The sequence below is a fragment of the Pseudomonas sp. PDM05 genome, from assembly GCF_014851685.1.
Classification (GTDB): Bacteria; Pseudomonadota; Gammaproteobacteria; order Pseudomonadales; family Pseudomonadaceae; genus Aquipseudomonas.
Window position 1 is genome coordinate 100,627 of the sequence record NZ_JACVAC010000013.1, and the last position, 20,156, is coordinate 120,782.

The following is a 20,156-nucleotide window of genomic DNA, read 5'->3' on the forward strand; positions in this document are numbered from 1 at the left end:
TCAGAGGGGTTAGAGAAACCAGCGATATTCCCGCGCATGGATCTCTTGCTGAAAAGCCAAGTGGTCCTGGCGTTTGTTCTCGCAGTACACGTCGACAAATTCGGCGCCCAGCTTATCGCGCAATACCGGTTGGTGCCTCATGGCGCGTACGGCATCGAGCATTTCCAGGGGGAAGTCGGCGCCGCTGTTGCGGTCTTCGTTGAGTGGGGCGAAGGGCTCGCGCTGGGTTTCAAGGCCATGTTCCAAACCTGCCAGGATCGCCGCGAGTACCAGATACGGGTTGGCGTCGGCGCTGGCCAGTCGGTGTTCGATGCGCAGGTTGCGTGGATCGGAGTCGGGGATGCGCACGCACGCGTCGCGGTCTTCGAAACCCCAGCTGGCACGGGTCGCCGCGTTGACTGTGCCGCCCAGGCGGCGGAAGGCGTTGTGGTTGGGCGAGAAGATCGGCATGCAGTGCGGCAGCAACTCCAGGCAGCCAGCCACCGCGTGGCGCAGCGGTTGTTGCTGGTGCGCCGCCAGCAGGTTATTGCCGGCGCTGTCATACAGGCTGACGTGCACATGCATGCCGCTGCCGGGGTATTGCAGGTATGGCTTGGCCATGAAGCTGGCGCGGTACCCGTGTTTGAGCGCCACCCCGCGGGTGCTGCGGCTGAACAGGGCGGCCCAGTCAGCGGCGCGCAGGCCGTCGTCGAGGTGGCCGAAGTTGATCTCGAACTGGCCGGGGCCCAGCTCGGCGGTAATCACGGTGATGTCGATGCCCTGATCCTTGGCGGTTTGCGCCATGTCGTCGAGCACCTCGCTGAAACGCGACAGCCGTTCGATATGCAGGTTGGGCTGGTCGTCGGCGTCATCGCTCAGCGGGTCGCGGGCGAATTGCGGCAGGCCGCCGGCGAGTTTTTTATCGAACAGGTAGAACTCCAATTCGAACGCCACCACCGGGTGAATGCCCTTGTGATGCAGACGCTCCAATACCTTGGCCAGTACCTCGCGGGGTTCGAATTCGATGGGCGCTTCGGTGCCATCCGAGGTGATCAGCATCTGCCCCAGGGGCTGTGATTCCCAGCTCACCGGCTTGAGCGTGCCGGGCACCAGGCGCCGGTTGGCGTCCGGGTCGCCGTCGTTGAAGCAGTAGTCGCCAATCTTGAACAGCCCACCCTGGACCCCCAGCAGCACAGCGTTCTGCGGCAGCTTCAATGGGCTGCCGGCGGCAACTTTTTCCAGCATCTCCACCGGGTAGCGCTTGCCGTAGAAATGCCCGGGAATGTCCAGGGCAATCAGGTCGACGTAGCGCACATCGGGATGGTTCTGACGAAAGCTCCGTACTTCGGCCAGCAACGCAGAGGAATGGCTTTTCACGGGTGCAGCTCCTAGTTGTAAACCCACAGCACGCGGGCGGGCAGGTCGGTCAGGTTGGCGTAGCGGCAATGGGCGAAACTGGCCAGGTGGAAGCTGTCGCCGGGGCCGAGAGTGACGCAGTCGTTTTCACCTTCGACCCACAACGTAAGCTCGCCTTCCAGTACAAAACCGGCCTGTTCGGCGCGGTCGCTCATGGTTTGTTCGCCGCTGTTGGCACCGGGTGCCAGTAGACTGTCGAGCATCGAAAAGGCACCGTTCATGCTCGGCGAAACGAGGATGTCGGTGATGCCATTGGCGTAATACACCGTGCGCCGCTCGTTGGGGCGAGTGATCCAGTCCACCGCCTTGGGTTTTGGCTGGCTGTAGAAGTAGGTGGTGGGCACGTCGAGGGCGTGGCTGATGGCCGTCAAGTCGGCCACGGTGGGGCGCGACAGGCCGCGTTCGACCTGGGACAGGAAACCCACAGAGCGCTCGATTTTTTGTGCGAGCTGGGCGAGGGTGAGTTTCTTGTGCTTGCGCAGGTCGTGGATCAGCGCGGCGAGGGTGGCAAGTTCTTCTTGTGGGGTCATGAAATTTATTTCTATAAATTTCATGAAAAATTACAGGATTTATTTCACCAGGGCAATGGCCGGATGGGACGAAGGTGAGGAGCTTGCTCCCGCTGGACTGCGCAGCAGCCCCAAGACACCCACCGAGCACCCTCTGCAAAAGATGCATGCGGGCTATAAAGGCAAACCACAGGTATGAAATATGGGTTGAATGATCCTGCGTGGCAGCGGTCGGAATCTGGGTACGCATCATTCATTGAAGGAGCACCCATGAAAGCCAAATGCCTAGCCGCCTGCCTGTTTGTTGCGACCAGCCTGTCAGGCGCGAGCTTCGTCGTGCAAGCCGCAGACACCCCCCAGGAAACCGTGCAACCTTCGAATATCAACACCCGTGATCTGAAAGAAGGCGATCGAGCCCCAGACATCCTGATGCGCAAGGAATCCGCTGTCAGCGATTGGAAAAAGCGCGGCCTCAAGCAGCCTGAAGCCGACAGCCAATGGGCGCGGGTGAACGATAAATTCGTGCTGCTCAAGACCACCAACGGCACCATCCTTGAGATCACGCCCGTCAAAAAATGACCTGCCTGTTGTTCCGATTCTTGCGTTAAGGTAGGCGGCTGAAAAGGCCGCGTTACCTTCAAGGAAAGAGAGCAGGATGCTTGCCACAATAAGAAACTACCCCCGCACCGTGAACCTGTTGTTGTCCGCCACATTGATGCTGACGCTGGCCAAGGCAATTACCTTTCCCTACCTTGTGATTTACCTTACTAGCCATTTCTCCCTGGACATCACCCAGGTCGGCCTGGTGATCGGCAGTTCATTGATCGTCGGTTCATTGCTCAGCGTGTACGGTGGTTTTCTCGTCGACCGCATCAACAGTTACCGGCTGTTGCTCTGCCTGAGCGTACTGTTTGTGCTGGGCTTTATCGGCACGGTCCTCGCGCAGAATATCTGGGTGTTCTACAGCTGCCTGATCCTGATCAACCTCGCTTACGCGGTCATCGACATCGCCGTGAAGGCCGGTTTCGCCAGCCTGTTGCCTGAAGACGCGCGCAGCGAGGTGTTCTCGATCAAGTACACCCTGACCAACATCGGCTATGCCGTCGGGCCGGCGTTCGGTGCGGTGGTGGCCAAGCTGGACATCAGCCTGCCGTTCATCCTGTCGGCGCTGCTGGGGGCGGGGTTCTTCCTGCTGTACTGGCGCTGGGGCGACCGCACGTTGACCACCACCGACGCGACACACAAGCCCGTGTCATTCCTTGCCGTCGGGCGTGTGCTGTTGAGGGATCATCGCCTGGTGTGCTTTACCGTCGGCGGTTTGCTCAGCGCGGTGGTGTTTGGACAATTCACGGCCTACTTGTCGCAATACCTGGTGACCACGACCTCGGCCGAATACACCTACACCGTGATCAGCGCCGTCCTCACTACCAACGCCGTGCTGGTGATTGCCTTGCAGTACGTGATTGGTCGGCGCATTTCCCACCGCCACCTGAGCCAGTGGCTGATTTTCGGCTTGAGCATGTTCATGCTGGGGCTGATCGGCTTTGCGCTGTCCACCAGCGTGCTGTGGTGGGTGTTGGCGATGGCGGTGTTCACGGTGGGGGAGATCATCGTGTTTCCGGCCGAATATATGTTTATCGACCGCATCGCCCCGGACCACCTGCGCGGCATGTACTACGGCGCGCAGAACCTGTCCAACCTGGGCGCCGCCCTGGGGCCGGTGTTGTGTGGGCTGGTGCTGGCCAGTCTGCCGGCCCACTCCATGTTCTACATGCTCGGGGCGTTTATCGTCGCAGGTGGGGTGTTCTATTTCATTGGTTCGTCGTTGAGGGCCAGTCCTTCAGCGTGAGCTTGCCGACATTGTTGCTTTGCAATTCGTAGCGCAACTCTTCGACCATCTTTTCCACGTCGTGCGGGGTCTGCACCCGGTTGGTGCTGATCCCTGTCACCACCAGGTCCACCCGGCCGGTATCAGCGTCAAATACCTTGAGGGTCAAGGAGGCATCCCGGCACAGGGTGAACTCGCATGTCAGCGGCGACAGGCCTTCTTCGATGCAGTTGCGCAGTTGGGCGAGGGTAAACATGCAGGTTCCTTCAAGACATAAGTTCGATGTCTTGAAGGTTATGGCTTGCCTGGCGCCGCAATAAGGCGAATTCGCACTAGCTGCACTAGTGCATTTGCACTTGGTCGGGCTATTTTTTCAGGCGCAGTTCACCGGCAAACAGCCCGCGTTCACGGGCCCAAACGATGGCTGCGCTGCGGCTGTGCACCCCCAGCTTGGAATACACCGTGGCCACATGGTTGCGTACGGTGTTGGGCGCCAGTTTCAGGCGCGCGGCGATTTCCTTGTCGGCCAAGCCTTCGCAGATAAGTCCCAGTACATCGCGTTCACGGGCCGTGAGGTCGGTGAAGGCAATGGCAGGCTGGTTGGGGCTGTTGACGCTCTTGGCGTTGGCCAGTTTTTCGATCAGTGTCTGGCTGAACCAAGATGCGTCCTGCATCACCTCCTCGATGGCCGCCACCAGCTCCAGCTCCGAGCGCTTGCGTTCGGTGATGTTCATCATCACCAGCAGGTAGCAGGGCACGTCATCGATGATCACGGTGTCGGCGGACACCACGCAATCGATCACCTCGTTGCCTTTCTTACGCACCTTGAGGTCCTGGCCGTCGAGGTTGCCGGACTTTTCCAGGGTGGCAAACAACTGTGTGCCCGCCTGGGGGCTGTCGATGAAATCGATGTCTTCGATGGCCTTGCCGACCAGCTCCTCACTGATATAACCGGTAATGCTCATGAAGGCTTCGTTGACATCCACCACCTGGCGGTTGCCGGCGTTGCACACCAATGTCGGCACCGGCGTCAGGCGGAACGACTTGGCGAAGCGCTCTTCACTCTGGCGCAGGGCGGTTTCCGCCTTGCGTCGCGGCTCCAGGTCGGTGAAGGAAAACAACATGCAGTCTTCCTCGTTCATGTCCAGCGGTTGCCCGGCGACGATCACCAGCTTGCTGCCGCCCCCGGGCAATCTCAGCTCGGCCTGCATCTGCGGGATCGTCGCGCCTTCGCCCAGGCGCGCAATCGCCAGGTCTTTGCGTTCGGCCTGTTCCAGCACATCCAACTCGTACACGGATTTGCCGATGACCTGATCGCGGTTGTAGCCGGTCATCTCCAGAAACCCCTGGTTGACCTTGATGTAACGCAGGTCGCTCAAGCGGCAGATCACGGCGGGTGCCGGGTTGGCGTTGAAGGTTTTTTCGAAGCGTTGCTCGGCGCTGGCCCACTCGCTGGCATCGCTGAGGATCAGCACCAGCAGCTCCGGTGCGCCGTGGGAATCGCTGATCACCAGGCTGCGCAGGCGGTGGACCCATGTTCTGTCCGGATCGGCAGTGGGGGTGACTTCCACCACCACGTCGCTGAACTCCTCGCCTGCCGCCACACGGGCCAGTGGGTAGTTGTCCAGCAGCACGGGGTGGTTGTTGCGATAGCGCAGGGTGAAGCGCTCGGCGTATTCCTGGGTATTGGCGCCCAATGCCATCACGTCGTCCACGCCATGCATGTTCAGCGCCGCCTCATTGGCCCAGAGGAGGGTCTGGTCGACTTCGGCAAGGATGATCCCGTCGGACAGGCCGGAGATGATCTGCTGGAGTTGGCGGCGGTTGGTTTCTTTGGCGAGGACATCCTGGGTCATGGGGGCTCCGAGGGGGCGAGGGGGGCATGAGATTAGGACAGTTGTGGTTCGCGATAGTGCAAGGTACGCGGTCAAACCACTGGCAGGGGGCTTGCCTGTGCCAGCGTGAAGCGCTTGCCAAACCCAACCAATTCTGGGAAAACCCCAGCCTTTGCGCATTCAACGGGATTTGCCATGAACAACGACCAACTCCAGATCACTGACATCCGCCTGGGCGATGGCAAAACCGTGGTCAAAGGTGCACTGATCACTACCCAGTACACGGGCACCCTGGAAGACGGCACCGTGTTCGACTCCTCGTGGGCGCGTGGCAAACCGTTCCAGTGCGTGATCGGCACGGGCCGTGTGATCAAGGGCTGGGACCAAGGCCTGATGGGCATGCAAGTCGGTGGTGTGCGCACGCTGTTCGTGCCGGCGCACCTGGCCTACGGCGAGCGCTCGATGGGCGCGCATATCCAGCCCAACAGCAACCTGCGTTTTGAGATTGAATTGCTCGAAGTGCTGACGCGGGATGATTGAAGTGTCCTGACGCAAGCAGGCTGAACCGCTCCTGAAGAAGCGTCTTATTCGTCATGTAGTAACTTTCCTACGGTTTACTCGTCTGTAGTCGGGGCGTAACCTTGGCGCGGTTTTATCAATAGCGGAGACCCTCAGTGGGTACTTGTTCGAGCGACAGTCGTCGGCCGGTTCTGGTTACCGGCACATACTCGGCAAGGTAACGCGCATTCTTTCGATGCCGTTGTCTCGCCAATACACGCGAGAAGCGGCATCCCGGCAGCAGCCAGTCCTGGCGCCTGCCGGACTCCCTCTCATCGACGCTGACCAGCACCCGAGCCATTTCGGGATGCTACGGACGCGCCTGCCTTTTACGGCGGGCGGGCCAAGCTGACTGCGCCTACCCGATGGGCGCGGCGCAGCGGGTCGTACCTGCATGACGGTGTTCTCGCGCAGCAGCCACATCCATCAATGTGGCTGGCAATGAACTGAGGAGATTTCTTATGCAGGCAATCAACAACATCAACCTCGACTCGCTGGTCGACACCCTGGTCAGCCTCAGTGCGGCGTTTATCCTCGGCGGCTTGATCGGCTTCGAGCGCCAGTATCGCCAGCGCACGGCCGGTTTGCGCACCAACGTGCTGGTGGCGGTGGGGGCGGCGATTTTTGTCGACATGGCCAACCGCCTGGGCGGCGCGGAAGGGGCGGTGCGGGTGGTGGCGTACGTGGTCTCGGGCATCGGTTTCCTGGGGGCCGGCGTGATCATGCGCGAAGAGGGCAATGTGCGCGGGCTGAATACTGCGGCCACCCTGTGGGCGTCGGCGGCAGTCGGCGCTTGCGCCGGTGCCGACCTGATCCTCGAAGCGCTGCTGGGCACGTTGTTTGTGCTGGCAGCGAACACGTTGCTGCGGCCGATCGTCAATAACATCAACCGCCAGCCGCTGGATGTGGTGTCGGCGGAGGTCACCAACATTCTGTATGTGATCGCGCAGCGCAGTCAGCAGCAGGCGGTAATGGTGTTGCTGGAAGCCGAGCTCGCACGGTGCAACTACCCGGCCAGCGACGTGGATGTGCGGCCGTTCGGCAGTGAAGAGGTGGAGATCGAGGCCACTTTGGTTGCGACGTCGGTCGATGGCGATGAGCTGGATGCACTGGTGACACGCATATCCAACTCCAGCCTGGTGGTGCAGGCGTTCTGGAGTCCGAGTACGACCGACTGATTTCCTACGGATAAATCCTACACGCAGTCAGGACTATCCCTTCAATTCAAGCACCACTTCATTGTTAAGGTTGCGCGCTTGCTGCTACCTAAAAGGCTGCGCAGAACTTCAGGCATCAATGGTGTTGTTCAATTGGAGGGACCAGGCACTGCCTGGCTGGCATCTGGAAAAGTGCGGAACCGCTCGTCGGAACTGTCAATTCTCACAGGTAGCTGGGTCCCGTGTGATGTGTCAGATTAATTTGTCCTTCAGGGGAGTCTTAATGAGCAAAGCTTTAATTGTGGATGACCACCCGTTCATTCGTGCCACGGTTCGCTTTCTGCTAAAGCAGGAAGGCTTCAATGAAATCTTCGAGGCGGGCAATGGCGCCGATGCTATGCAGATAGCTCGCGAACAGTGCCCCGACCTGATTATCCTCGACTTGGCGATGCCCAAACTGGGCGGTTTGGAAGTGATCAGCCGAATCAAGGCGCTGGGCTTGCCATGCAAGATCCTAGTGTTGACGTCGTACCTCGCAGTGTTTTTTTCCACCCGCTGCATGCGCGCTGGAGCCATGGGTTTTGTTGCCAAGACGGGTGAGCTGCACGAGTTGCAAAAAGCAATCAAGGCGGTGATGTCCAACTACAGCTGTTTCCCCAGCCTGCCTACCAGTTCAGTGCGCCGTGATGATTTGCAAGCGTCCGAGATTGAATTGGTGGAAGCACTGTCTGATCGCGAATTGACGGTATTGCAGAAGTTGGCCCTGGGCCTGGGTAATAAGGAAATCGCCGAGGACATGCTGCTGAGCCACAAGACCATCAGCACCTACAAGACGCGACTCAAGGAGAAATTGCACATGTCGTCGGTGGTGCACTTGTCCAAGTTCGCGCAACGTAATCAGCTGATCTGAAATGAACGCCCGCGCGCTGCGAGGGTTGGTCGCGCTGCTCTGGGTGAGCCTGTTGCCCCTGGCGGCGCAAGCCCTTGACGAACCTTACTCGCTGCAGTTGCTGGGCCACTCTCGCCTCGAAAACCCCAATGTCGTGCTGGACGAAGCCGACTGGCGCTGGCTGCGCGAACGGCGGGTGTTATCGATGGGCGTATCGGCCCCCGACTACGCGCCCTTCGACATGAGCAACAGTGAGGATTTCGAAGGCATCACCGCCGATTACGCGGCGCTGGTGGCGCAGGCGTTGAATATCCGGGTAGAGGTCCGTCGCTACGACACCCGCGATGAAGTCATCGAGGCACTCAAGCTGGGCGCGGTGGATTTTCTCGGCTCCGCCAACGGTTTTGAAGCGGTGGACCCGCAACTGGCGCTGTCGCGCTCCTATGCCAATGACCAGCCGGTGCTGGCGACCCGCAGCGCAGACACCCAGGGTTTGAGTGCCGACCTGGCCGGCAAGCGCGTGGCCATGCTGTATCACTATATGCAGCCCGAGGCGGTACAGAAATTTTACCCCCGCGCCCATTTGCTGCTCTACGCCTCGTCCTTTGAGGCGCTGGGGGCAGTCGCGTTCGAGCAGGCGGATGTGTACCTGGGCGACGCGATCAGCACGCGTTACCTGATCAATAAAAACCACCTGAATAACGTGCGCATGGCGGATTTTTCCGCCCTGGAAGTCAACCCTTTCGCGTTTGCGGTCACCCGGGGTGATGATCGATTGCTACGTATCCTCAATGCCGCGTTGGCGGCCGTGCCGGTGACCACGCAGATGGAAATCCTGCGGCGTTGGAGCGCCGGTGGCGGCGGGGCCATGGAAGTTGACCGGCTGCGCCTGAGTGAACGCGAGCAACGTTGGCTGGAGAAACACCCGCGGGTGAAAGTGGCCGCTCTGGATAAGTTTCTGCCACTGTCATTTTTCAACGAGCAGGGGCAGCTCGAGGGTTTGAGTGCCGAGGTACTGTCGCGGATCAGCTTGCGTACGGGGCTGAAATTCGACGTGGTAAAGGGCAACTCACTGCCTCGCCAAATCGACGAAGCCAGTGCGGGCAGTGTCGATATGCTCGCGGTCGTCACCCCCAGCAATGAACGCGCTGACAAGATCCGTTTTACCCGGCCCTACCTGAGCAGTCCCTATGTGCTCGTCAGCCGCATTGAGGGCAATAGCCCGATCACGCTGGAAGATATGCACGGCAAGCGCCTGGCCTTTATCGGTGGCAACAGCCTGGGCGAGCGAATTGCCCGCGACTATCCCGGCATCGTCTTTGTTGATACCGAAAGCCCTGAGCAAGCCATGGCGATGGTGGCCAGTGGCAACGTCGACGCGACCGTGCTGTCGCTCCTCAGTGCGCGCTACATGATTGCCCGCTATTACCGCGATCGTTTGAGGGTGACCAGCACTGTCGGCACGGAACCGGCACGTGTGACGTTTGGCGTCAACCGCAGCCAGTTGGAGTTGTACTCGATCCTGGACAAGGCACTGTTGAGCATCACGCCCGAAGAAATGGACGAACTGAGCAACCACTGGCGCAATGAGGTGATCATCCAGGACAGCTATTGGCTGCGGCATCGCAACGCAATTCTGCAAGGGTTCGGCCTCGCGGCGCTGTTGTTGCTGATTACCCTGGGCTGGGCGATCTACCTGCGTAACCTGATTCGCCGAAGGGCCCAGGCGGAGCGGGCGCTGAGTGATCAGATGCGCTTTATGAGTGTGCTGATCGACGGCACGCCGCACCCGATTTATGTGCGTGATCGCCAGGGCCGCTTGATGGCCTGCAACAACGCCTACCTCGATGTGTTCGGCTTCAAGCTCGAGGATGTGATCGGCAAGACTGTCGTGGAAACCGACACCGGCAACCCGCCGCAAGCCCAGTCGTTTCATGAGGACTACCTGCAGTTGATGGCCCGGGGCGAGCCGCAGATTCATGACCGGATACTTCGGTTGCCCTCGGGGGATGTCCTGACGATCTACCAGTGGATGCTGCCGTACCGCGATGGCAACGATAAGGTCGTGGGCATGATCGCTGGCTGGGTGGATGTGAGCGAGCGCCAGCGCCTGTTGGGCCAATTGCAGGACGCCAAGGACGAGGCCGACGCCGCCAACCGCGCCAAGACGACTTTTCTGGCGACCATGAGCCATGAGATCCGCACGCCAATGAACGCCGTGATCGGCATGATCGAGTTGGCGTTGAAAAACGCCGAGCAGGGCCGGGCTGATCGTGATGCGCTGGAGGTTGCCTCGGTGGCGTCCCACGGCATGTTGGAGTTGATCGGCGATATTCTCGACATTGCCCGGATTGAATCCGGGCATCTTTCTCTGGCGTTGGAACCGGCCAACCTGCGCGACCTGTTGATGTCCGTGGCGCGGGTATTCGAGGGCTTGGCGCGGGCCAAGGGCCTGGCGCTGCAGGTTGAACTGGACCCATCGATTGATCGCCCGGTGCTGATCGATCCCCTGCGTTTCAAGCAGGTGGTGTCCAACCTGCTGAGTAATGCCATCAAGTTCACCGCCAGCGGCCAGGTGTTGCTCGGTGCGCAAGGGGAGGTGACGGCTGACCAACTGATATTGCGGCTGTGGGTGCTGGACACCGGGGTCGGTATCAGCGCTGAAGATCAGCAGCGGCTATTCAACCCGTTTATCCAGGGCAGCAACAACGAGCAATCGGTGCGCAGCGGTTCCGGCCTGGGTTTGGTGATCAGCCGCAACTTGTGCGAAATGCTGGGGGGGCAGTTGCAGTTGAGCAGTGTGCTGGGGCAGGGCACGCGGATTGATGTGCGAATGCAACTGGACCTGGCAGCGGCGTCAGCGCTCGAGACGGGAGCAGCGGTTGCACACACTCCACCCGCCCGGGCATTGAACATCCTGGTAGTGGATGACTATCCGGCCAACCGCTTGTTGTTGGCGCGACAGTTGAGCTTCCTGGGGCACCGAATCACCACCGCCGAAGACGGTGTTCAGGGGCTGGCGCTTTGGCAGTCGGGGGATTTTGATGGTGTCATCACCGATTGCAATATGCCGCTCAAAAACGGCTACCAGCTGGCGCAGGATATTCGTGCTCAAGAGCAGGCACGGGGGCTGGTGCCGTGTTTACTCCTGGGGTTTACGGCCAATGCGCAGCCGGAAGAAACCGAGCGCTGCCGGCAAGCGGGAATGGATGGCTGCCTGTTCAAACCCACCGGGCTGGATGACTTGCGAGCGGCGTTGGCCTCGCGGGTGGCGAGCGTCGCTGCGGCGAATGCCGTCGAGGCGTATGACTTGAGCGCGCTGATCGCATTGACGGAAAATGATCGCGGCGCTCTCAAGGAATTGTTGACGCCGCTGCTCGACAGCCTGGAAGCGGATCGCGCGTTATTGCCGACGCTGCGACAAGAGGCCGACTTTGCCAGGTTGCACGACGTTGCGCATCGGGCCAAGGGCGGAGCGCGCATGGTCAAGGCGCAGGCGCTGATCAGCTGTTGTGAAACGCTGGAAGCGGTGTGTGAAGCCAAGGACAAGACGGCCCTGGGGGCGGCGGTTGACGCGGTGAGTGACGCTTGCGCTGATCTGCAGCAGAGATTGAGCGTTTATTGCAATCAACCTTGAGTACCGTTCGGTGGGTTTGGGAGAACTCCTACGCGAAGGGGGAACAAGCCTGATTTTGTCTTCGGAAGATGTCTGGAAAATGGGCGGCGCTCACTGACGAGCGCTGCCTGCCCAGGGGTTTGCCATGCCGAACAAAGCACTAACCATCCTGATTGCCGATGAACAGCACCTGCAGCGGCTGCACATCGAAAAAATGCTCAACCAACTGGGGTATCACCGGATAGTGCCGGTGCAGACCTTCGATGAAGTCCAGATCCTCACTGCCATCCCGGCGAAGCCGTTTGATGTGCTGATCATCAACGCGGGGCTCGCGGCCCAGGCCAGCGGGCCGCAGCTTCAGGTACGTCATGTGCTGGTCTACGACCACCTGGACCTTGGCCAACCTGCTGGTATTGCCCCAGCGGTGCTCGTGCGTTTGCCGGGGGTGCCGGACCACGTCAACCTTGAACACTTCATGGACATCATCGACCCCCCGACGGCGGCCCGTGGCTTGCGCGTGTTGCCATGGCTGCGTGAATTATCCCGTACGCCGGCGACCGGGGTTTAATCCCATTTCGGCGCGATACCCTTGGGGCTGGTCAAGCGATGGCCACGCTCCAGGCCGGCAATCTGTGCCATGTCGGCGGCGCTCAAGGTCAGCTCCAGGGCCTTGAGGTTGCTTTCCAGGTTGGCGCGCTTGGTTGACGACGGGATCACTGCGTAACCCAATTGCATGGCCCAGGCCAGGGTGACCTGGGCTGCCGTGGCCTGATGGCGTTCGGCGATCTGTTGGATGACCGGGTCTTTCAGTACTTCACCATAGGCCAGGGTCATGTACGAAGTGATCTGAATGCCGTTGGCGCTGGCGAAATCCACCACTTTGCGGTTTTGCAGGTAGGGGTGAAGCTCGATCTGGTTGGTGGCGATGTGTTCGGCGCCAACCGCGGCAATCGCCTGTTTCATCAGCTCGACAGTGAAGTTGGAAATGCCGATATGGCGCGTCAGCCCCAGGCGCTTGGCCTCCAGCAACTGGCCCATGAATTCGGCGACGGGTACTTGGTCTTCCGGCGACGGCCAGTGGATCAGGGTCAGGTCCAGGTGGTCGGTCTGCAGTTTGCGCAGGCTTTCGCGCAGGCTTGGAATCAGTTGGCCTTCAGCGAAATTGGCAATCCAGATCTTGCTGGTGATGAACAGTTCATCACGCGGGATACCGCTGTCGGCAATCGCCTGGCCGACGTCGGCTTCGTTTTCGTAGATCTGCGCGGTGTCGATCACGCGGTAGCCCAGCTCCAGGCCGGTGCTCACGGAGTCGATCACCACCTTGCCTTGCAGGCGGAAGGTGCCAAGGCCGAAGGCCGGAACGGTTTGGGTAGGGACAGACATCAGTAACTCCTGAAGGGGGTGAACAGTAGCGTCGAGTATCTGCTGCTCACGCCTTCGGAAAAACCGTCGAATCTGAAAAGGAGTCTTTACCGCAGGTCACGAATCCGACCGTGGGAGGGGGCGCCCTCCCATCGGTTGGCCGTCGTCTCTCAGTCGGTTCTGTTTTGCATGCGCAAACGCTCGGCCGCACTGCGCAACAGTTGCTCGGTGCCGTCCCAACCCAGGCAACCATCGGTCACCGATACGCCGTACTTCATCGACGCGCTCAGCGGCTGGCAGCCTTCGAACAGATGGCTTTCGAGCATCATGCCCACCAGCGAGGTATCGCCCTGCAGGCGTTGTTCCAGCACCTCATTGAACACCGCCGGCTGGCGTAGCGGGTCTTTGCCGCTGTTGGCGTGGCTGCAATCGACCATGATCCGCGCCGCCACCTTGGACTTGGCCAGGTCGTGCTTCACCTGCGCGACGCTTTGCACATCGTAGTTCGGCCCACGGTGACCGCCGCGCAGCACCAGATGGGTATCGGGGTTGCCTGGGGTCTGGATGATCGCCGGGTGGCCCTGGCTGTCGACGCCGAAATGGCGGTGCGGGTGGGACGCCGAGCGCATCGCATCACAGGCAATCGCGACGCCGCCGTCGGTGCCGTTCTTGAAGCCCACGGGCATGCCCAGGCCGCTGGCCATTTCACGGTGGATCTGCGACTCGGTGGTGCGCGCACCAATCGCGACCCAACTGAGCAGGTCATCAAAGTAGCCGGCGGCCATGGGTTGCAGCAGCTCGGTGGCCACCGGCAGGCCCAGGCGCAACATTTCGCGCATCAGCTGGCGGGACAGGGTGAGGCCAGCGGCCATGTCATCGCTGCCATCCAGGTGCGGGTCGTAGGCCAGGCCTTTCCAGCCGATGGTGGTGCGCGGTTTTTCGACGTAGGCACGGATCACCAGCAGCATCTGGTCGCTGACATCCAAGGCCAGTTTCTTCAGGTTGCGAGCGTATTCCATGGCCGATTCAGGGTCGTGGATCGAGCACGGGCCGACAATCACCAACAAGCGTGAGTCTTCGCCATTGAGGATGGCGCGCACGGCTTGGCGATGGTTGTGGACTTGTTCGTTGAGGAACGGACTGAGGGGCAACTGATGCTTGAGCTCAAGGGAGCTGGGCAGGCGCAGGGTCAGGGCTTCATTGGCGCTGGAAAGATCGGTGACAGGCAAAGCGGCGGTGGCAGAGTTCATATTCAAGGCTTCCTGGGCAAGCGGCGGGTTATTCCCGCACGCTTGGCCCTACTGGGGTGTTCGACAATTGGCCGTATCGGCTACGTGTGTTGGCTTGCCACCAATAGGTGACCGATCGGAGGCGGCAGGCTGTCCCGAACGGAGCTTGCTAAATCGCCATGCAGTGGAAGTGTCGTAGCGGTAATAGGTGGCGTAGTTCATGTCGTGTGTCCTTTAAGTGTTCTTGCTGAATTTATAAGGGCCTGAAAAACAAAACCCCCGATCGGGGAGCCGACCGGGGGTTAGATTTCTCTGGTAGGCGACCCCTTGAGTAGTGGGCGCCGATTTCAGGTATCAGGCGCGCCAGTGGCTAAACCAATACCCAAAATAAAAGCTGACAGGTGCGCTCGAACCGTTCACGCGGGTAGCCGACACCAGGCGCGGGGCGCTGGCAGCAAGGCAAACCTGAGTGTGGGTGAGTTGCAACATGGTGTGTCTCCAAATGATGGGGGGAGCTTACTCGAGGCACGCAGGAGGATTCAATCAGTAATTTCTATGGCGCGGGGCTACCCACGGCTATTGGTCGAGATATGCTTGTCATACTTTGACAATGATTGCCGGGACGCGACCGTGACTGCCTTAACCCTTGCTGCTGCTCAATCCCTCTCTATCGCGGGCGACGTGCGGGCCAATCTGCAGCGGCACCTGACCTTTATGCGTGTGGCGGCGGAGCACGCCGTGCAGCTGTTGGTGTTTCCGGAGTTGTCGTTGACTGGCTATGAGCCGTGCTTGGCTGCCGAGCTGGCGATAACACCCGAGGACAAGTTGCTCGCACCGTTGCGTGAGATGGCGCGGGAGCTGCGATTGACCGCCGTGGTGGGGATGCCAATCCGCTTGGCACCTGAAGCGGGGGTGATGATCGGCGCATTGGTACTGGGGGCGGACGGCTCCCTGGCGGTGTACACCAAACAGCATCTGCACCCAGGCGAAGAAACCGCGTTTATTGCGGGGCAGGGCGGTGCGGTTTTGGAGTGGGCGGACGACGGGATTGCGTTGGCAGTTTGTGCAGACTTCTCCCACGCCAGTCATCCGCATGCTGCCGCTGAAGCGGGGGCGACGGTTTACGCCGCCGGTGTATTGATCAGCGAAGCAGGCTACGCAACGGACAGCACGTTGTTGCAAGGTTATGCCGCCAAACATGGCTTGCTGGTGTTGATGGCCAATCATGGCGGCCCGTCCGGTGGCTATGTGTGTGCCGGTCGCAGTGCGATCTGGGCCGCTGGTGGTCGTTTGCTTGCTGCTGCGCCGGGCGTCGGTGACGCGCTGGTGCTTGCCCGGCGTGAGGGCGGGGAATGGGCTGGCCAAGTGGTGGTCGTGTAAATGGCATTCCACCTGCGCGCAGCCACAGACCGCGACCTGCCGTTCGCACGAACGCTGACCCATGAGGCCATGGGCCGCTATTACACGCAGTACGGTTTGCTGTGGTCCAACGAGGGGTTTGATACGGCTTGGGCCGGCCGGGAAAACTGGCTGATCTGCCGTGACGACAGTGTCCTGGGTTTTATCAGCCTGAGCCGAGACAGCCGGGCACTGTATATCCGCGAACTGCATTTGCTCGAAGATTGTCGCCGGCAGGGTGCAGGGAGTTGGGTGCTGGAGCAGATGGCTCTCAAGGCATGCGGGCAGGGTTTGTTGCGTTTGACTGTGTTCAAGACCAACCCGGCAAGAGGGCTGTATCAGCGCATGGGGCTGAGTATCGTCGGTGAGGAAGACTGCTTTTGGCGCATGGAGCGCACCTGTCGATCAAGCTAACCCTGCACTGAATCCTAATAAGCGCATACTGGCTTCAGGAGACGATTTCCTGATCGTTGTTTTGGCCATCAGCCTCAGAAAGGATGATCCCTTCTTTCATGCCCAGAAGGACCGCTACCTTGTGGGCTTCTCCACGTCGTCCCTTTTTGCGCCCAGCGAGCACTTGATAGGTGGTTGCCGGATCAACGCCATGTTCTCGGGCGAACGCTTGCACTGACTTTCCTTGGTGTTCTAGCCAGGCCTTGGCTTGTGCAGCAGTACGGATTCCGGGCATAGTTCAAAACCGTTCAAGTTTGTTTAATAAAGAGATGATGTGTCACCTCTTGAGGTGTGCAAAATAGGATCATACATCCAAATGAGTGGAATCGGTTCGCGTTTGAGGCAAGAAAGAGAGCGACTTGGCCTGTCGCAAAAAGTTTTTGGTGAAATAGGAGGCGTTGAAGCCAACGCACAAGGCAAGTATGAAAGTGGCGGGCGGGCGCCCAAAGCCGACTACCTCTCCAGGGTTGCCGAGCGAGGTGTGGATATTCTGTTCGTGTTGACAGGCAGTCCCACGCCGATTCAATTGGACCAATTGAGTCAAGTTGAAGAGAAAGTGTTGGTCGATTACCGCTCAATGCTCAAGGAAGACCAGGATGCAATCCGCCGCCTGACGTCGACCCTGGCTGAGCATTCAGCCTCGCTGAATGGCAAGGCCAAGCCGCAGCACCGGGATTCCTGAGCCTTTCCCCCGCAAACCCGGGCGTTCGCTGTTTGGCGGACGACTGCCGTGTACCCAAACTCTATATATATGACGCGTGTAGCTAGGTCTGCGCCTTGGTTTTTTGCTAAGGTGTTCAGCAACCTATAAGACCATATCGCGAGGTGTCTGCTTGATTAGGGTGCTAGTAGTCGATGACCATGATCTCGTTCGTACAGGCATTACACGAATGCTGGCTGACATCGATGGCCTGCAAGTAGTCGGCCAGGCCGAGTCCGGGGAAGAGTCCCTGATCAAGGCTCGGGAGTTGAAACCCGATGTGGTGTTGATGGACGTCAAGATGCCTGGCATCGGCGGTCTTGGCGCCACGACCAAATTGTTGCGCAGCCATCCGGACATCAAGGTCGTGGTGGTGACGGTGTGTGAGGAAGATCCGTTTCCGACCCGTTTGCTACAGGCGGGGGCGGCGGGTTACCTGACCAAGGGCGCCGGCCTGGCCGAGATGGTGCAAGCCATTCGCCTGGTGTTTGCCGGCCAGCGTTACATCAGCCCGCAGATCGCCCAGCAGTTGGCGATCAAATCCTTCCAGCCGGTCAGCGATTCGCCGTTCGATGCGCTGTCTGAGCGGGAAATCCAGATCGCCTTGATGATCGTCGGTTGCCAGAAGGTGCAGACGATTTCCGACAAGCTGTGCCTGTCGCCCAAGACCGTCAACACCTACCGCTATCGCATTTTCGAGAAGCTCGCCATCAGCAGTGATGTTGAACTGACCCTGCTCGCAGTGCGCCACGGCATGGTGGACGCCAGCGCCTGACATGACCACGCCGTTCGATCCGAGTGCCTTTCTCTCAACCTGCAGTGGTCGCCCCGGCGTGTACCGCATGTTCGACAGCGAGGCGCGCCTGCTTTACGTCGGTAAAGCCAAGAACCTGAAAAACCGTCTGGCGAGCTACTTTCGCAAGAGCGGCCTTGCGCCCAAGACAGCAGCGTTGGTCGCCCGCATCGCCCAGGTCGAAACCACCATCACCGCCAATGAAACCGAAGCGCTGTTGCTTGAGCAGACGCTGATCAAGGAATGGCGGCCGCCCTACAACATCCTGCTGCGTGACGACAAATCCTACCCCTACGTATTTTTGTCCGACGGCAACTTCCCACGCCTGAGCATTCACCGCGGTGCGAAAAAGCAGAAGGGCAAGTATTTCGGGCCGTACCCCAGCGCCGGGGCGATTCGTGAAAGCCTGAGCTTGCTGCAAAAGACCTTTTTTGTGCGCCAGTGCGAAGACAGCTTCTACAAGAACCGCACCCGGCCGTGCCTGCAATACCAGATCAAGCGCTGCAAGGCGCCTTGCGTGGGGTTGGTGGAGCCGGCCGAGTACGCCGAAGATGTACGCCATTCGGTGATGTTCCTTGAAGGACGCAGCAATGCGCTCACCGACGAGCTGTCCGCCGCCATGGAGCAGGCCGCCAGCACCCTGGATTTTGAGCGCGCCGCCGAGTTGCGTGACCAGATCTCCCTGCTGCGTCGCGTGCAGGACCAGCAAAGCATGGAAGGCGGCACTGGTGACGTCGACGTGATCGCTGCCTTCGTCAACCCCGGTGGCGCCTGTGTGCACCTGATCAGCGTGCGCGGTGGGCGTGTGCTGGGCAGCAAGAATTTCTTCCCGCAGACCGGTATCGATGAGGAAGTGGCCGAAGTCATGGCCGCGTTCCTTGGCCAGTACTACGTCAGTAGCCCCGAACGCGACTTGCCGTCCGAGCTGATCGTCAACGTGGTGCACGAAGACTTCCCGACACTGATCGAGGCGATCCACGAACTGCGCGGCCGTGAGCTCGACATCAGCCACCGTGTACGCGGTACCCGCGCGCGCTGGCAGCAGTTGGCGGTGACCAATGCCGAACAGGCCCTGGGCGCGCGCCTGGCCAATCGACAGCACGTCGCCGCACGTTTCGATGCGCTGGCCGAAGTCCTCAACCTGGACGAGCCACCACAGCGCCTGGAGTGCTACGACATCAGCCACTCCAGCGGCGAGGCCACCGTGGCGTCCTGCGTGGTGTTCGGGCCGGAAGGGCCGATCAAGTCCGACTACCGGCGCTACAACATCGAAGGCGTCACCGCCGGTGATGACTACGCCGCCATGCACCAGGCCCTGACGCGGCGCTTCAGCAAATTGAAGGACGGCGAGGGCAAACTGCCGGACATCCTGCTGGTGGACGGTGGCAAGGGCCAGTTGTCCATGGCCCGTGACGTGCTCAACGAGTTGGCGGTGCCTGACCTGATCCTGCTCGGCGTGGCCAAGGGCGCCACACGCAAGGCCGGTTTCGAAACGTTGTACTTGAATGATGCCGCCCATGAGTTCACTTTGAAGGGCGACTCACCCGCGTTGCACCTGATCCAGCAAATCCGCGACGAAGCCCACCGTTTCGCCATTACCGGGCACCGTGCCCGCCGTGGTAAAACCCGGCGAACCTCAACCCTGGAAGGGGTTGCGGGGGTCGGCCCGACGCGACGTCGCGACTTGCTTAAACATTTTGGTGGCTTGCAGGAGCTATCCCGTGCCAGCATTGACGAAATAGCCAAAGCTCCCGGTATCAGTAAAAAGCTCGCTGAGTTGATTTATGCGAATCTGCATAGCGAATAGAATGCCTTTCCACCTCGTAGCCAGTTGTGCCGATGAATATCCCTAATCTGATCACCGTTCTACGCGTCCTGCTTATTCCGATTTTCATTCTGTTGTTCTATTTGCCGTACGAATGGAGCTATGCCGCATCCAGTTCGGTATTCGCCTTTGCGGCCGCCACCGACTGGCTCGACGGCTACCTGGCGCGCCGCCTGGAGCAAAGCACGCCATTCGGTGCCTTCCTCGATCCGGTGGCCGACAAACTGATGGTGGCGGTGGCGCTGGTCTTGCTGGTGCAGGAACATGGCAACCTGTGGCTGACCCTGCCGGCCGCCGTGATCATCGGCCGCGAGATCGTCGTCTCGGCCCTGCGCGAATGGATGGCCGAAATCGGCGCCCGCGCCCACGTCGCGGTGTCCAACATGGGCAAGTGGAAAACCGCCGCGCAGATGCTCGCGCTGGTCATCCTGCTGGCCAACCCATCGGACTTCTCCTTCTGGGTGCTGACTGGCTACGCCCTGCTGCTGATCGCGGCGGGCCTGACGTTGTGGTCCATGCTCCAGTATTTACGCGCCGCCTGGCCTCATCTGCGCACCACTGTTGAAAAGAAATAAAACTTTTTTGAATCAAGAGGTTGACGGGCTTCAA

21 protein-coding genes are annotated in these 20,156 nt (G+C 60.1%); 14 read left to right on the forward strand and 7 right to left on the reverse strand.

Going from position 1 to position 20,156, the window contains the following annotated elements; translation table 11 throughout:
- Positions 1-9: 9 nt before the first annotated feature.
- Together IB241_RS22340 and IB241_RS22345 are read right to left on the reverse strand one after the other, a co-directional pair.
- Positions 10-1,356 (reverse strand): glutamine synthetase family protein, encoded by a 1,347-nt coding sequence (locus IB241_RS22340; RefSeq protein WP_192300369.1) that lies wholly within the window; start codon positions 1,354-1,356, stop codon positions 10-12.
- Between the two features lie 11 nt (positions 1,357-1,367).
- The gene (locus tag IB241_RS22345; RefSeq protein ID WP_192300370.1) at positions 1,368-1,925 is read right to left on the reverse strand and encodes a helix-turn-helix domain-containing protein; all 558 of its coding nucleotides are present in this window, start codon (positions 1,923-1,925) and stop codon (positions 1,368-1,370) included.
- Between IB241_RS22345 and IB241_RS22350 the strand changes: the two genes are divergently transcribed.
- From IB241_RS22350 to IB241_RS22360, 3 genes are all read left to right on the forward strand, one after another.
- Positions 1,924-2,103 (forward strand): hypothetical protein, encoded by a 180-nt coding sequence (locus tag IB241_RS22350; protein ID WP_192300371.1) that lies wholly within the window; start codon positions 1,924-1,926, stop codon positions 2,101-2,103. The genes IB241_RS22345 and IB241_RS22350 overlap by 2 nt on opposite strands.
- Before the next feature lie 71 nt (positions 2,104-2,174).
- Positions 2,175-2,483, forward strand: a complete 309-nt coding sequence (locus tag IB241_RS22355) for an RcnB family protein (RefSeq protein ID WP_192300372.1) — start codon at positions 2,175-2,177, stop codon at positions 2,481-2,483.
- A 76-nt stretch (positions 2,484-2,559) separates the two neighbouring features.
- The gene (locus IB241_RS22360; protein WP_192300373.1) at positions 2,560-3,753 is read left to right on the forward strand and encodes an MFS transporter; all 1,194 of its coding nucleotides are present in this window, start codon (positions 2,560-2,562) and stop codon (positions 3,751-3,753) included.
- On the opposite strand, the gene IB241_RS22365 is transcribed toward IB241_RS22360, so the two are convergent.
- Both IB241_RS22365 and IB241_RS22370 read right to left on the reverse strand, forming a co-directional pair.
- Positions 3,716-3,988 carry a DUF1652 domain-containing protein gene (locus IB241_RS22365; RefSeq protein WP_192300374.1) on the reverse strand — a complete coding sequence of 91 codons (273 nt, stop codon included), beginning with the start codon at positions 3,986-3,988 and terminating at the stop codon, positions 3,716-3,718. The two genes, IB241_RS22360 and IB241_RS22365, sit on opposite strands and share 38 nt — an antisense overlap.
- A 109-nt stretch (positions 3,989-4,097) precedes the next feature.
- Positions 4,098-5,588, reverse strand: coding sequence for a PAS domain S-box protein (locus IB241_RS22370; RefSeq protein WP_192300375.1), 1,491 nt, complete (start codon positions 5,586-5,588; stop codon positions 4,098-4,100).
- A gap of 174 nt (positions 5,589-5,762) precedes the next feature.
- On the opposite strand from IB241_RS22370, the gene IB241_RS22375 reads away from it, so the two are divergent.
- The 5 genes from IB241_RS22375 (at position 5,763) to IB241_RS22395 (ending at position 12,355) form a co-directional block, all read left to right on the forward strand.
- Positions 5,763-6,107: an FKBP-type peptidyl-prolyl cis-trans isomerase gene (locus tag IB241_RS22375; protein WP_192300376.1), complete on the forward strand. Its 345-nt coding sequence runs from the start codon at positions 5,763-5,765 to the stop codon at positions 6,105-6,107.
- Positions 6,108-6,586: 479 nt separating this feature from the next.
- The gene (locus tag IB241_RS22380; RefSeq protein ID WP_192300377.1) at positions 6,587-7,303 is read left to right on the forward strand and encodes an MgtC/SapB family protein; all 717 of its coding nucleotides are present in this window, start codon (positions 6,587-6,589) and stop codon (positions 7,301-7,303) included.
- Between the two features lie 262 nt (positions 7,304-7,565).
- A complete protein-coding gene (locus tag IB241_RS22385) occupies positions 7,566-8,192 on the forward strand; it encodes a response regulator transcription factor (protein WP_192300378.1) in 627 nt (208 codons plus the stop codon).
- 1 nt (position 8,193) lies between these two features.
- Positions 8,194-11,808, forward strand: a complete 3,615-nt coding sequence (locus tag IB241_RS22390; protein ID WP_192300379.1) for a transporter substrate-binding domain-containing protein — start codon at positions 8,194-8,196, stop codon at positions 11,806-11,808.
- A gap of 124 nt (positions 11,809-11,932) precedes the next feature.
- Positions 11,933-12,355, forward strand: coding sequence for a chemotaxis protein CheY (locus IB241_RS22395; protein ID WP_192300380.1), 423 nt, complete (start codon positions 11,933-11,935; stop codon positions 12,353-12,355).
- Here IB241_RS22395 and dkgB read toward each other — a convergent pair.
- Positions 12,352-13,170, reverse strand: coding sequence for a 2,5-didehydrogluconate reductase DkgB (gene dkgB / locus IB241_RS22400; protein WP_192300381.1), 819 nt, complete (start codon positions 13,168-13,170; stop codon positions 12,352-12,354). The genes IB241_RS22395 and dkgB overlap by 4 nt on opposite strands.
- A 149-nt stretch (positions 13,171-13,319) precedes the next feature.
- Positions 13,320-14,399 (reverse strand): 3-deoxy-7-phosphoheptulonate synthase, encoded by a 1,080-nt coding sequence (locus tag IB241_RS22405; RefSeq protein ID WP_192300382.1) that lies wholly within the window; start codon positions 14,397-14,399, stop codon positions 13,320-13,322.
- Positions 14,400-15,008: 609 nt separating this feature from the next.
- Here IB241_RS22405 and IB241_RS22410 point away from each other — a divergent pair.
- Together IB241_RS22410 and IB241_RS22415 are read left to right on the forward strand one after the other, a co-directional pair.
- Positions 15,009-15,758, forward strand: a complete 750-nt coding sequence (locus tag IB241_RS22410) for a carbon-nitrogen hydrolase family protein (RefSeq protein WP_192300383.1) — start codon at positions 15,009-15,011, stop codon at positions 15,756-15,758.
- Positions 15,759-16,190: a GNAT family N-acetyltransferase gene (locus IB241_RS22415; protein WP_192300384.1), complete on the forward strand. Its 432-nt coding sequence runs from the start codon at positions 15,759-15,761 to the stop codon at positions 16,188-16,190. It abuts the gene before it with no gap.
- 34 nt (positions 16,191-16,224) lie between these two features.
- Here the strand turns inward: IB241_RS22415 and IB241_RS22420 are convergent, their stop codons facing one another.
- Positions 16,225-16,464 carry a DNA-binding protein gene (locus IB241_RS22420; RefSeq protein ID WP_192300385.1) on the reverse strand — a complete coding sequence of 80 codons (240 nt, stop codon included), beginning with the start codon at positions 16,462-16,464 and terminating at the stop codon, positions 16,225-16,227.
- 81 nt (positions 16,465-16,545) lie between these two features.
- Here IB241_RS22420 and IB241_RS22425 point away from each other — a divergent pair, with 81 nt between their 5' ends.
- From IB241_RS22425 to pgsA, 4 genes are all read left to right on the forward strand, one after another.
- The gene (locus IB241_RS22425; protein ID WP_192300386.1) at positions 16,546-16,911 is read left to right on the forward strand and encodes a helix-turn-helix domain-containing protein; all 366 of its coding nucleotides are present in this window, start codon (positions 16,546-16,548) and stop codon (positions 16,909-16,911) included.
- A 151-nt stretch (positions 16,912-17,062) separates the two neighbouring features.
- Positions 17,063-17,704 (forward strand): UvrY/SirA/GacA family response regulator transcription factor, encoded by a 642-nt coding sequence (uvrY, locus tag IB241_RS22430; RefSeq protein WP_032886613.1) that lies wholly within the window; start codon positions 17,063-17,065, stop codon positions 17,702-17,704.
- Position 17,705: 1 nt separating this feature from the next.
- The gene (gene uvrC / locus IB241_RS22435) at positions 17,706-19,529 is read left to right on the forward strand and encodes an excinuclease ABC subunit UvrC (RefSeq protein WP_192300387.1); all 1,824 of its coding nucleotides are present in this window, start codon (positions 17,706-17,708) and stop codon (positions 19,527-19,529) included.
- Between the two features lie 32 nt (positions 19,530-19,561).
- The gene (gene pgsA, locus IB241_RS22440) at positions 19,562-20,122 is read left to right on the forward strand and encodes a CDP-diacylglycerol--glycerol-3-phosphate 3-phosphatidyltransferase (RefSeq protein ID WP_003232771.1); all 561 of its coding nucleotides are present in this window, start codon (positions 19,562-19,564) and stop codon (positions 20,120-20,122) included.
- The last annotated feature ends 34 nt before the right edge of the window (positions 20,123-20,156 follow it).

Bases quoted from the DNA above. Each gene is read 5' to 3' on its own strand.
- IB241_RS22350 (WP_192300371.1), top strand. From the start codon at position 1,924: ATGAAATTTATTTCTATAAATTTCATGAAAAATTACAGGATTTATTTC.
- IB241_RS22345 (WP_192300370.1), bottom strand. From the start codon at position 1,925: ATGACCCCACAAGAAGAACTTGCCACCCTCGCCGCGCTGATCCACGAC.
- IB241_RS22355 (WP_192300372.1), top strand. From the start codon at position 2,175: ATGAAAGCCAAATGCCTAGCCGCCTGCCTGTTTGTTGCGACCAGCCTG.
- IB241_RS22360 (WP_192300373.1), top strand. From the start codon at position 2,560: ATGCTTGCCACAATAAGAAACTACCCCCGCACCGTGAACCTGTTGTTG.
- IB241_RS22365 (WP_192300374.1), bottom strand. From the start codon at position 3,988: ATGTTTACCCTCGCCCAACTGCGCAACTGCATCGAAGAAGGCCTGTCG.
- IB241_RS22370 (WP_192300375.1), bottom strand. From the start codon at position 5,588: ATGACCCAGGATGTCCTCGCCAAAGAAACCAACCGCCGCCAACTCCAG.
- IB241_RS22375 (WP_192300376.1), top strand. From the start codon at position 5,763: ATGAACAACGACCAACTCCAGATCACTGACATCCGCCTGGGCGATGGC.
- IB241_RS22380 (WP_192300377.1), top strand. From the start codon at position 6,587: ATGCAGGCAATCAACAACATCAACCTCGACTCGCTGGTCGACACCCTG.
- IB241_RS22385 (WP_192300378.1), top strand. From the start codon at position 7,566: ATGAGCAAAGCTTTAATTGTGGATGACCACCCGTTCATTCGTGCCACG.
- IB241_RS22390 (WP_192300379.1), top strand. From the start codon at position 8,194: ATGAACGCCCGCGCGCTGCGAGGGTTGGTCGCGCTGCTCTGGGTGAGC.
- IB241_RS22395 (WP_192300380.1), top strand. From the start codon at position 11,933: ATGCCGAACAAAGCACTAACCATCCTGATTGCCGATGAACAGCACCTG.
- dkgB (WP_192300381.1), bottom strand. From the start codon at position 13,170: ATGTCTGTCCCTACCCAAACCGTTCCGGCCTTCGGCCTTGGCACCTTC.
- IB241_RS22405 (WP_192300382.1), bottom strand. From the start codon at position 14,399: ATGAACTCTGCCACCGCCGCTTTGCCTGTCACCGATCTTTCCAGCGCC.
- IB241_RS22415 (WP_192300384.1), top strand. From the start codon at position 15,759: ATGGCATTCCACCTGCGCGCAGCCACAGACCGCGACCTGCCGTTCGCA.
- IB241_RS22420 (WP_192300385.1), bottom strand. From the start codon at position 16,464: ATGCCCGGAATCCGTACTGCTGCACAAGCCAAGGCCTGGCTAGAACAC.
- IB241_RS22425 (WP_192300386.1), top strand. From the start codon at position 16,546: ATGAGTGGAATCGGTTCGCGTTTGAGGCAAGAAAGAGAGCGACTTGGC.
- uvrC (WP_192300387.1), top strand. From the start codon at position 17,706: ATGACCACGCCGTTCGATCCGAGTGCCTTTCTCTCAACCTGCAGTGGT.
- pgsA (WP_003232771.1), top strand. From the start codon at position 19,562: ATGAATATCCCTAATCTGATCACCGTTCTACGCGTCCTGCTTATTCCG.